Raw genomic sequence first — 11,218 nt, forward strand, 5'->3', positions numbered from 1 at the left:
TAGACGACCAGTCAACTAGTGGCTATAAATCGCTGACTGGCCGGTTGACTATAAGCGGCCGGAAGGTGGGAGGGGCAGGAGTGGGGCGTTGGATAGCAGCGAGTTTGCCGAGCACCGTAAGCGCTAAAGCGCTGAAGCCGGTTGACCGCTTTGCATGGGGCCGCAGTCAGCGCTGAAGCGCCAACTCCGGTCGACCGCTTTGCATGGGACCCGAGTAAGCGCTGAAGCGCTAACTTCGGTCGACCGCTTTGCATGGGACCCGAGTAAGCGCTGAAGCGCTAACTCGGGTCGACAAGGAGACAAATCATGGAAAAGTTGAATGCGGATGCGCCCACGGTCGCCAGCAACAACCGGCCAAGGTCCTTCGGGCTGCAAAGAATCACCCGTCTGTGTGTCGTGCTTGTCGAGCGCGTGATGCCAGACCCGTTCGTCATCGCCATCCTGCTCACCGTACTGACCTGCGCGCTCGCGCTCGCCATCGCGCCGAAAGCCTCCGTGCCCGAGGTGCTGACGAGCTGGTACGACGGCGTGTTCAAGATCGCCAGCTTCGCCTTTCTCGTCGCGCTGACGCTCGTCACCGGCCACGCACTGTCCACCTCGAAGCCGGTGTCGAAACTGTTGCGCCGCATCGCCTCCCTGCCGACCACCGCCGCCGGCGCAATGACCCTCACGTTCTTCGTGTCGATGGTGGGCGGCATGCTGAATTGGGCGGTCGGCCTCGTGGTGTCGGCGCTGTTCGCGCGCGAAATCGCCAAGCGGATTCGCGTCGACTTCGCGTGGCTCGTCGCCGCCGCGTACGCGGGATGGTCCTTCTACGTGTGCGGCATGTCCAGTTCGATCGCGCTGCTGAGCGCAACGCGCGGCTCGCCGATGAACCTGATCGAGAAAGTCACCGGCGACGTGCTGCCAATGAAGGACTTCCTGTTCTCGCCGCTCAACTACATTCCGGTGCTCGTGCTCGCCGTCGCGGTGCCGGTGGTGTTTCGCATCATGATGCCGCGCGAGCACGAGTCGATCGCAGCCGACCCGGCCCGCCTGATCGCCGAGGACACGATCCAGGCCGATGAAACGCCGCCGCGGACGATCGCCGGCAAACTCGACAACGCATGGCTGCTCAATCTCGTGCTCGTCGCGCTGGGCCTCGGGTACATCGGCCTGAAGGTGGCGCGCAACGCGTTCACGATGGATCTGAACATGCTGGTGATGATCTTCCTGCTGCTCGGCCTCGCCACGCACTGGACTCCGAAGGCCTACCTGCGCGCGATCAACAACGCCGCACGCGTCGCCGGTCCGATCCTGCTGCAGTTCCCGCTGTACGGCGGCATCATGGGGATCATGACCGCCACCGGTCTCGCGGACGTGATCGCGCAGTGGTTCATAGGGTTTTCCACCACGCAGACGCTGCCCTTCTGGAGCTTCGTGTCGTCCACACTGATCAGCATGTTCGTGCCGAGCGCGGGCGGTCACTGGATCGTGCAGGCGCCGTTCGTCGTGCCCGCCGCCGAACATCTGCATGTGCCGCAAAGCGCGGTGGCGATTTCGGTCGCGCTCGGCGAAGGCGTCGCCGACATGATCCAGCCGATGTGGGTCATTCCGCTGCTGGCGATCGCCGGCGTCGGCATGGGGCGAGTCATGGGCTTCACGGTCATCATCTTCTTCGTGATGTTCGCGGTGATGGGCGCAACGCTGCTTCTGTTCGGCCATTGAGCGGGCATTGAAGGGCCCATGAACGGCCCCTGGTTCAATCGAATTCCTAACGAAGACGAGTCATCATGAACAGCACAGGCAATCTCGGCGCGCTCGTTGCAGCAGCGTGCCAGCAGTATCACGGCGCGCTGGCGATCGACGCGGCCGGCGACACCGTCAGCTACGATCACCTGCTGCAAAACGGCATGGCGGTCGCGGCCATGCTCGAAGACCTCGGCGTCGAAAAGAACGAGCCGGTACACGTACGCGTGTCGAATCAGCCGCACGATTTCGCCGGCTTGCTCGGCGTGTGGCTCGCTGGCTGCGTCGCGGTGCCGATTCATCGCACGTCGCCCGAGGCTGTCACCGCGCGGATTCTCGACAGGACGCAGGCGCGTTTCGCGGTCGACGTACCGCGCACGTTCAGCGGGACGCAACAAAGCGCACGAGCGGCACAAGCGACGCAGGCGGCACCGCCGATCGAACGCATCGGCGCAAATGCAGGCACGCAAGCGCCCGCCCCCGCCCCACGCGAGCAACTCGACGACGCCGCGCTGATCATCTTCACGTCCGGCTCGACGGGCGCGCCCAAGGGCGTCGTGGTCACGCATCAGGCGTTCTCCGCGAAGCTGCTCTCGATCGACGCGATGATCCACTTCCGCAAAACCGAACGCACGTTGCTGCTGCTGAACATCACGTTCAGCTTCGGCATCTGGGTCAGTCTGCTCACGCTGCTGGGCGGCGGCACCCTCGTGCTGCCGGAAAAATTCGACCCCACGTTGCTGCTCGCGCAACTGCGCGAGCGGACCATCCATCGGGTCGGGGTCGTGCCGACGATGCTGCGTGCGCTGCTCGCGCTGGTGCCCACGGCCAGCCGCAATGCGGACACGTTCGCGTGTCCCGATCTACGGCAGATTCTCACCGGTGGCGAACAGCTCAGCGAACAGCTCGCCACGCAGATCGAAGCGCTGTTTCCGAACGCCGATCTCATCAACATCTTCGGCCTCACCGAAACCTCGACTTGCGACTTCTTCCAGTTCCCGAACTATCGACGCGCGAAACCCGCGTCGCTCGGTTTGCCGTCGAGCCGCGTCGAGTTTCGCGTCGTCGATGAAATGCAAATGCCTGTGCCGCCCGGCACGATCGGCGAATTGCAGTTGCGCAGCCCGTTTCTGATGCGCGGCTATCTCGACGAGCCGCAACTGACGGCCGCCGCTTTCGCGGACACGTGGTTTCGCACCGGCGACCTCGCGATCACGACCGGGAGCGGCGACGTGCAACTGATGGGCCGCCAGAAAGAGTTGATCGTGCGCGGCGGCAACAAGGTCACGCCGATGGAGATCGAGCAGGCCATCACGATGTTCGAAGGCGTGGGCGCCGCGATGGCCGTCGGCGCGCCCGACGCGATTCTCGGCGAACGGATTCACGCGCTGGTCGTGCCATGCTCGGGCAACGCGCTGGACGTCGCCGCGTTGCGCGCGTTCCTTTGTCTGAAGCTCGAAAAATACAAGGTCCCCGATTTCTTCTACGAGGCCGACGCGTTGCCGGTCGGCCGCACGGGCAAAGCGGATCGCCGCGAATTGCGCAGCAGGGTGGCGACCGGAACGCTCGTCCCGCTCAACCGTCACGTTCACCAGGAAACTGATCGATGAATAACTTCTCCACCCTGCTCTACACCGCTGAACGGAACGTCGCGCACATCACGCTCAACCGGCCCGAACGTCTGAACGCGCTCGGCAAGCTGTCGCTCATGGAGATCAACGCCGCGCTCGATCTCGCCGAGACCGACGACCACGTCAAGGCGATCGTGATCAGCGGCGCGGGCAAAGCGTTCTCGTCGGGCTTCGATCTGAAGGAGCAGATGGAAGCGCGGCCCGAAGGCGAAGCCGTGTGGCGCGAAATTCTCGGCCGCGATTTCGACACCACAATGCGCTTCTGGGACTCGCCGAAGCCGACCATCGCTGCCGTGCATGGCGCGTGTCTCGCGGGCGCGTTCGAAATCGCGCTGGCCTGCGATATCACGATCGCCACGCCGGGCGCGACGTTCGGCGAGCCCGAATTGAAGTTCGGCGCGGGCATCGTCGCGATGCTGCTGCCGTGGATGACCAACCCCAAGCAGGCGAAGGAAATCATCCTGACCGGGCTCGACCGCATCGACGCGGAGTCCGCGCGCGAGCTGGGGCTCGTCAATCGTATCGTGCCGGAAGGCGAGCACGTCACCGAAGCACTGCGGATCGCGCACACGATGGCGGTGATCGACCCCAACCTCGTGCGCGTGACGAAGGCCGCCATCAATCACAGCTTCGAGGCGCGCGGCATGAAGGCCGCATTGCAACACGCGCTGGATCTCGACCACGCGATCGAATCCGCCGGTTCGCCCGACAAGAAGGCGTTTATGGCGGTCGCGCGCGAACAGGGCATGCGCGAAGCCATCCAATGGCGCGACCGGCGCTTTGCGCGCTGACGCCGCGAACCGCGCAAGCTCATTCCTTTTTAACTACCGGGAGAAGACTCACATGTCGGCACAGACTTTCAACGCAATGCTGCTTCGCGAAGAAGACAGGAAGACCAAGGCCACGATCGAAACGCTGTCGTTCGACGCGCTGCCCAACGAAGACACGCTCGTCAAGATCGACTTTTCGACGATCAACTTCAAGGATGCGCTCGCCGTCACGGGCACCGGCAAGATCGTCAAGACGTGGCCGCTCGTGCCCGGCATCGATTTCGCGGGGACCGTGGTCGAGACCGCCAATCCGAATCTTCAAGCCGGGCAGAAAGTCGTGCTCACCGGCTGGAGCGTCGGCGAAAAGTACTGGGGCGGCTATAGCCAGTACCAACGCGTGCGCGGCGACTGGCTCGTGCCGCTGCCCGAAGGCTTGAGCACGCGGCAAGCGATGATGATCGGCACCGCCGGCTTCACCGGCATGCTCTGCGTGAACGCGCTCGAAGCCGCGGGCATCACACCGCAAAGCGGCCCCGTTCTCGTGACGGGCGCAGCCGGCGGCGTGGGCAGTGTCGCGATCGCGATCCTGAGCAAACTCGGTTATCGCGTCAGCGCCCTGACCGGCAATCCGGCCAAGCACGACTACGTGAAGCATCTCGGCGCGCAGGACGTGATCGACGGTCCCGAGTGGGCCGAGCCGCCGCGTGCGCTGGAAGGTCAGCGCTGGGCCGCGGCGATCGACACCGTCGGCTCGAAAGTGCTTGCGCGCGTGCTCGCGGAGATGAACTACGGTGGCGTCGTCGCGGCGTGCGGCCTGGCCGGTGGCGCGGATCTGCCGACCACCGTCATGCCGTTCATTCTGCGCGGCGTGAAACTGATCGGCGTCGATTCGGTGATGTTGCCGTCGAAGGAGCGGATCAGCGCGTGGCAGCGGATCGTGCGGGATTTGCCGTTGTCGGTGCTCGATGGGATTACGTCGAAAACGGTCGCGTTGACGGAAGTGAGCGGCGCGGCGGCGGATATGCTGGCGGGGAAGTTTCAGGGACGCGTGCTGGTTGATGTGAACTGAGCGTCGCCGATTTGCCGGGTTTGGCTTCGAGCTGCGACGGAGGAAGAACGTCGCGGCCCGATTCATTTTTTCCGCGCTTCGCGACGGGCGCAAACGCGTGCGATCGCGTGCATTCGCCCGCCTCACGCGAACGGTCAAATGCTTCATGCTTGTCGTCCTCAGCCCGACTGCATTTTCAAACTGTTGGGTGCGCTACGCCACTCTCGTGCACAACTACCTCCCCCCTCCTTGCTCATCAACCATCGGCGCCTCCCCCGCACGATTGGCACAGCCCGTGCAATGCAGCGTACGAGCGCCCGCAAATGTGCTCGACAGGCAACCATCCTCCAGGAGAACCGACATGAAAGCAATCAGGATCGACGAACTGCATCGCCATGAAGAAATGACTTCCGCCGACATGGCGCGCGTGGTCGGCGGAGACGGGAAAGTAAAGGAGCCGCCCGGCAAGCCGACTCATATCGACGCGATCAACGGCGTCCTCACCTTCGGCGATGGCTCGAAGTGGTCGATGGACCTCGACGGCAAGCTGCACCCGCTGTAAATCGACGATGCACGCCTCGCTCCGATGAGATGTCTCGACGCCGGACATCTCATCGACGGCCGGCTTCGTTCGCGGAAAACACAGTACTTCCAACTGATTCCCTCCGACTTAAGTGGGTGGAGTATCCCCACTTGACGCTGCCATTCCCGCATGCGAGCATCGCCATCGACTTGACTGCCCCCAGCTTGCAGCGCCGGCTCTGCCCGCTACTAATGAAGCGTTTCTGGAAGAGGCGCCTTCAGGCCCGTCCGCAGGAAGTCCCATAAAACAACCTATAAAAACGCAATTCAAGGACCGACTAACTCTCCATGTAAATCTTCGACAGAGGTTACTCATGCTTTTTCACGCATCCATCCCCGCTCGTAATCCGGAAAACGTCGCGCGCGTCATTGCCGAACTCTGGGGCGGCTTTCATGCACCGTTCCCCTCTTTTCCCGATTCGTGGATGGCGATTGCCGGCGACGACCGCGGCTCGATCATCGAGACCTATCCCAGCGATCGCGTGATTTCCCCCGGCAGTGGACAGAACTCTTTCGTTCCGGGAGAGAGTACGGCGGCGCAGTACACCGCCTTCCATCTGGCCGTCGCAAGCAAGCTGACTCCCGAACAGGTCCTCGCGATCGGCGAGCGCGAGGGATGGCGTGCGGTTCGGTGTACGCGCGGTCAGAACTTCTTCGACGTGATCGAGTTGTGGATCGAAGACGTCATCATGATCGAAGTGCTGACCGAAGAAATGCAGCGGCAGTATCTGGCCTTCGCAACGCCGCAGAATTTCAGGGCGTTTGCGGCGGCGGCTGCGATGCAGGCTTGAATACCGACCATGACGTACTCGCGCTTTAAGCGAGCACATCAAACATGCGCAAGCACATTGACGAGTTTGCCGAACGGATCGCGCACATAGAAACGCCGCACGCCCCACGGCTCGTCGACCGGCCCATATTCGAGCGGAATGCCCGCCGCCCGCACGCGCTCCAGAGCGGCGGCGAGATCGTCCACTTCGATCGACAGATCGGGCACTGGCGTGCCCGACCCGCCCTCTGACGCGAAACTGATCTGCACGTCCATCTTCTCGGCGGACCCGTACGTGGCGATCCAGCCATGATCCATCAGCAGATCGAGGCCGAATATCTGCTGATAGAAACGTTTCGCGTCATCCACGGCCTGCGTGCCGATATTGGCGACGATTCTTTTGACCTTCATGCGTCCCTCCTCGTCCGTGTGGCGCGTGCTCACCCCTCCTGCGGCACCCGCACCCATCCTTCCATCAACACGCGCGCGCTGCGGCTCATCACGGCCTTGGTCACCGTCCACTCGCCATCTTTCTGGCTCGCTTGCGCGCCCACTCGCAGCGTCCCCGACGGATGCCCGAAGCGCACCGCTTCACGCTCGCCGCCGCCCGCCGCCAGATTCACCAGCGTGCCCGGGATTGCCGCCGCCGTGCCGATCGCCACCGCCGCCGTGCCCATCATCGCGTGATGCAGCTTGCCCATCGACATCGCCCGCACCAGCAGATCGACATCGCCCGCACCGACCTGCTTGCCGCTCGACGCCACGTAATCGGCAGGCTTCGCGACGAACGCGACCTTCGGCGTGTGCTGGCGCGTCGCGATCTCGTCGAGATGCTTGATGAGGCCCATGCGCAACGCACCGTGCGCGCGAATGGTCTCGAACCTCGCGAGCGCTTTCTCGTCGCTATTGATCGCGTCCTGCAACTCGGTGCCCGTATAGCCGATCGCTTGCGCGTCCACGAAGATGGTCGGAATGCCCGCGTTGATCATCGTCGCCTTCAGCGTGCCGATGCCGGGCACCTCCAGATCGTCGACCAGATTGCCGGTCGGGAACATCGAGCCGCCCGCGCCCTCTTCTTCCGCGGCCGGGTCCATGAATTCGAGCTGCACTTCCGCGGCGGGAAAGGTCACGCCGTCGAGTTCGAAGTCGCCGGTTTCCTGCACCGCGCCATCGGTCATGCGCACGTGCCCGATGATCGTCTTGCCGATATTGGCCTGCCAGATGCGCACGATCGCGACGCCATCGTGCGGAATGCGGCTTGCGTCGACGAGGCCCGCGCTGATCGCAAACGGCCCCACGGCGGCGGAGAGATTGCCGCAATTGCCGCTCCAGTCGACGAAGGCCTTATCGATCGACACCTGACCGAACAGGTAGTCCACATCGTGATCGGGGCGGCTGCTCTTCGCGACGATCACCGTCTTGCTGGTGCTCGACGTCGCGCCGCCCATCCCGTCGATCTGCTTGCCATACGGATCGGGGCTGCCGATTACGCGCATCAGCAGCGCGTCGCGCGCCGCGCCGGGCACCTGGGCCGCGTCGGGCAAATCCTGCAAGCGGAAGAACACGCCCTTGCTGGTGCCGCCACGCATATACGTGGCCGGAATCTTGATCTGCGGTTTATGGGCCATGAGAATCGTGTCCTGAAGTGAGCGGGCGGCATGGCTTGCGAAGCCACACCGCCCGATGCTGCATTAGATTGATCAATCAGTTGATCGAACCGGGTGAATCAAAGCCGCATCGATTTGAATCAAGCCGCCGTCTTCGCCGACTCCAGAAAGTCCTGCGCAAAACGTTGCAACACGCCGCCGGCTTCGTAGATGGAAACCTCTTCGGCGGTATCGAGCCGGCACGTCACCGGCACCTCGACGCGCTCGCCGTCCTTGCGCTGAATCACCAGCGTGAGATCCGCACGCGGCTTGCGTTCGCCGATCACATCGAACGTCTCGGTGCCGTCGATACCGAGCGTGAGACGATTCACCCCCGGTTTGAATTCCAGCGGCAACACGCCCATGCCCACCAGGTTCGTTCGGTGAATCCGCTCGAAGCCTTCCGCGACGATCGCTTCCGCGCCCGCCAACCGCACTCCCTTGGCGGCCCAGTCACGCGACGACCCCTGGCCGTAATCGGCACCGGCAATCACGATCAGCGGCTGCTTGCGTTCCATATACGTTTCGATCGCTTCCCACATGCGCGTGACCTTGCCCTCGGGCTCGATACGCGCGAGCGACCCGGCCTTCACGTTGCCGTTTTCGAGCACCATCTCGTTCTTCAACGTGGGGTTCGCGAAGGTCGCGCGCTGCGCGGTCAGGTGATCGCCGCGATGCGTCGCGTAGGAATTGAAATCCTCTTCCGGCAGGCCCATTTTCGCGAGGTATTCACCCGATGCGCTGTCCGGCAGGATCGCGTTGGACGGCGACAGGTGGTCGGTCGTGATGTTGTCGCCGAGCACGGCGAGCGGCCGCATCCCCTTGAGCGTACGTTCGCCGGCAAGCGCGCCTTCCCAATACGGCGGACGGCGAATGTAGGTGCTCATCTCACGCCAGTCGTACAGCGGATTGGCTCGCTCGCCGGTGTCGACAGACACCGCGAACATCGGTTCGTACACCTTGCGGAATTGCTCCGGCTTCACGCTCGACGCGACGATCGCATCGATCTCTTCGTCCGTGGGCCAGATGTCCTTCAGGGTGACCGCGTGGCCGTCGGCGTCGATGCCGAGCACGTCCTTCTCAATGTCGAAACGGATCGTGCCCGCAATCGCGTACGCGACCACCAGCGGCGGCGACGCGAGAAACGCCTGCTTCGCGTACGGATGAATGCGGCCGTCGAAGTTGCGGTTACCCGACAGCACGGCGGTCGCATACAGGTCGCGCTCGACCACTTCCTTCTGGATCACTGGATCGAGCGCGCCGGACATGCCGTTGCACGACGTGCACGCATACGCGACCACGCCGAAGCCGAGCTGCTCCAACTCGGGCAGCAGCCCCGCTTCTTCCAGATACAGCGTGACCGCCTTTGAGCCCGGCGCGAGCGAGGTTTTCGCCCACGGCTTGCGGGTCAGTCCGCGCCGGTTCGCATTGCGCGCGATCAGCCCGGCGGCGATCATGTTGCGCGGATTGTTGGTGTTCGTACAGCTGGTGATCGCGGCGATGATCACCGCGCCGTCGGGCATCAGCCCCGGCTCGTTCTCCACTTTGCCGCTGATGCCGCGCGCCGCCAGTTCCGAAACCGGCAGACGGCGATGCGGATTCGACGGCCCGGCCAATGTGCGCACGACGCTGGACAGATCGAACTTCAGCACGCGTTCATACTCCGCGCGCTTCAGCGTATCGGCCCACAAGCCGGTTTGCTTCGCATATGTTTCCACCAGCTTCACGAGTTCGTCGTCACGGCCCGTGAGCTTCAGGTACTTGATGGTCTGCTCGTCGATGTAGAACATCGCGGCGGTCGCGCCGAATTCGGGCGCCATGTTGGCGATGGTCGCGCGGTCGCCGAGCGTCAGCTTGCTCGTGCCCTCGCCATAGAATTCGAGGTACGCGCCGACCACCTTTTCCTTGCGCAGGAATTCGGTCAGCGACAACACCACGTCGGTCGCCGTGATGCCCTCGGCCGGCTTGCCCGTCAGTTCCACGCCAACGATATCGGGCAGCCGCATATACGACGCGCGGCCCAGCATCACGCTTTCCGCTTCGAGCCCGCCCACGCCGATCGCGATCACGCCGAGCGCGTCCACCATCGGCGTATGCGAGTCGGTACCGACCAGCGTGTCGGGGAACGCGACGCCGTCTTTCACCTGCACCACCGGGCTCATGCGTTCGAGGTTGATCTGATGCAGGATGCCGTTGCCCGGCGGAATTACGTCGACGTTCTTGAATGCGCGCTTGGTCCAGTTGATGAAATCGAAGCGGTCTTCATTGCGGCGATCCTCGATCGCGCGGTTCTTCGCGAACGCATCCGGATCGAAGCCGCCGCATTCGACCGCGAGCGAATGGTCAACCACGAGTTGCGTCGGCACGACCGGATTGACCAGCGCGGGGTCGCCGCCTTGCGCGGCAATCGCATCGCGCAGGCCGGCCAGGTCGACCAGCGCGGTCTGGCCAAGAATGTCATGGCAGACCACGCGCGCCGGGAACCACGGAAAATCCAGTTCGCGCTTGCGCTCGATGATCTGTTCGAGCGACGCGGTGAGCATCGCCGGATCGCAGCGGCGCACGAGATTTTCAGCCAGCACGCGCGACGTGTACGGCAGCGTGTCATAGGCGCCGGGCTGGAGCGCGTCGACCGCGGCGCGCGTGTCGAAGTAATCGAGCTGGGTGCCGGGAAGGCGTTTGCGGTTTGCAGTATTCATGGCGTAGGGAACAGAAACAGTAATGAGCCGGGGACGATGGCGGCGTCGCTCACGATCCGCGGCGTCTTTTCAGGTGGCGCTTCGCTGGCGGCCGGTCAGGCAATGGATGTAGTGTAGCTCGCTGGATTGCAGCCGTAAGTTCGAATGCGTTGCGCGCCAAACCGCTGCAAAAAACGGCCTTGACCCGGGATGTTGGCGAGTCAAGGCCCAACTTCATTGCATCGCGCTCGCAGACGCAACGGAGGAGAAACGCTTGCGCGGCGGCTTCGCTGCTACGCGTTCAACAGCTAGACAGATGCTCCGTCAGACGCGCTTCGCGAGCGGCACGAACGGCAGATCGTCGGG

General features: G+C 63.6%; 9 protein-coding genes. 6 read left to right on the top strand and 3 right to left on the bottom strand.

Annotation, left to right across the window (positions count from 1 at the left end; genetic code table 11):
• The first annotated feature begins 306 nt into the window (after positions 1-306).
• The 6 genes from BGI01S_RS26965 to BGI01S_RS26990 all read left to right on the top strand — a co-directional run bounded on the left by BGI01S_RS26965 (position 307) and on the right by BGI01S_RS26990 (position 6,550).
• Complete coding sequence (locus BGI01S_RS26965; RefSeq protein ID WP_052400522.1) at positions 307-1,707, top strand: short-chain fatty acid transporter; 1,401 nt, start codon at positions 307-309, stop codon at positions 1,705-1,707.
• A 65-nt stretch (positions 1,708-1,772) separates the two neighbouring features.
• Positions 1,773-3,338 (top strand): class I adenylate-forming enzyme family protein, encoded by a 1,566-nt coding sequence (locus BGI01S_RS26970; RefSeq protein ID WP_052400523.1) that lies wholly within the window; start codon positions 1,773-1,775, stop codon positions 3,336-3,338.
• The gene (locus BGI01S_RS26975) at positions 3,335-4,150 is read left to right on the top strand and encodes an enoyl-CoA hydratase/isomerase family protein (RefSeq protein ID WP_042329400.1); all 816 of its coding nucleotides are present in this window, start codon (positions 3,335-3,337) and stop codon (positions 4,148-4,150) included. The genes BGI01S_RS26970 and BGI01S_RS26975 overlap by 4 nt, the downstream gene beginning before the upstream one ends.
• A gap of 52 nt (positions 4,151-4,202) precedes the next feature.
• Positions 4,203-5,198, top strand: a complete 996-nt coding sequence (locus tag BGI01S_RS26980; protein WP_042329402.1) for an MDR family oxidoreductase — start codon at positions 4,203-4,205, stop codon at positions 5,196-5,198.
• 340 nt (positions 5,199-5,538) lie between these two features.
• Positions 5,539-5,739, top strand: coding sequence for a hypothetical protein (locus BGI01S_RS26985; protein WP_042329403.1), 201 nt, complete (start codon positions 5,539-5,541; stop codon positions 5,737-5,739).
• 445 nt (positions 5,740-6,184) lie between these two features.
• Complete coding sequence (locus BGI01S_RS26990) at positions 6,185-6,550, top strand: hypothetical protein (RefSeq protein ID WP_232624444.1); 366 nt, start codon at positions 6,185-6,187, stop codon at positions 6,548-6,550.
• 38 nt (positions 6,551-6,588) lie between these two features.
• Here BGI01S_RS26990 and BGI01S_RS26995 read toward each other — a convergent pair whose 3' ends face one another.
• The 3 genes from BGI01S_RS26995 to acnD form a co-directional block, all read right to left on the bottom strand.
• Entirely contained in the window at positions 6,589-6,939 is a 351-nt protein-coding gene (locus tag BGI01S_RS26995; RefSeq protein WP_042329406.1) for a VOC family protein, read from the bottom strand.
• 29 nt (positions 6,940-6,968) lie between these two features.
• On the bottom strand, positions 6,969-8,156 hold the full coding sequence (gene prpF, locus BGI01S_RS27000; RefSeq protein ID WP_042329408.1) for a 2-methylaconitate cis-trans isomerase PrpF: 1,188 nt from the start codon (positions 8,154-8,156) through the stop codon (positions 6,969-6,971).
• Positions 8,157-8,275: 119 nt separating this feature from the next.
• On the bottom strand, positions 8,276-10,873 hold the full coding sequence (gene acnD, locus BGI01S_RS27005; protein ID WP_042329409.1) for a Fe/S-dependent 2-methylisocitrate dehydratase AcnD: 2,598 nt from the start codon (positions 10,871-10,873) through the stop codon (positions 8,276-8,278).
• Positions 10,874-11,218: the final 345 nt, after the last annotated feature.

Source organism: Paraburkholderia ginsengisoli NBRC 100965, from assembly GCF_000739735.1.
Classification (GTDB): Bacteria; Pseudomonadota; Gammaproteobacteria; order Burkholderiales; family Burkholderiaceae; genus Paraburkholderia; species Paraburkholderia ginsengisoli.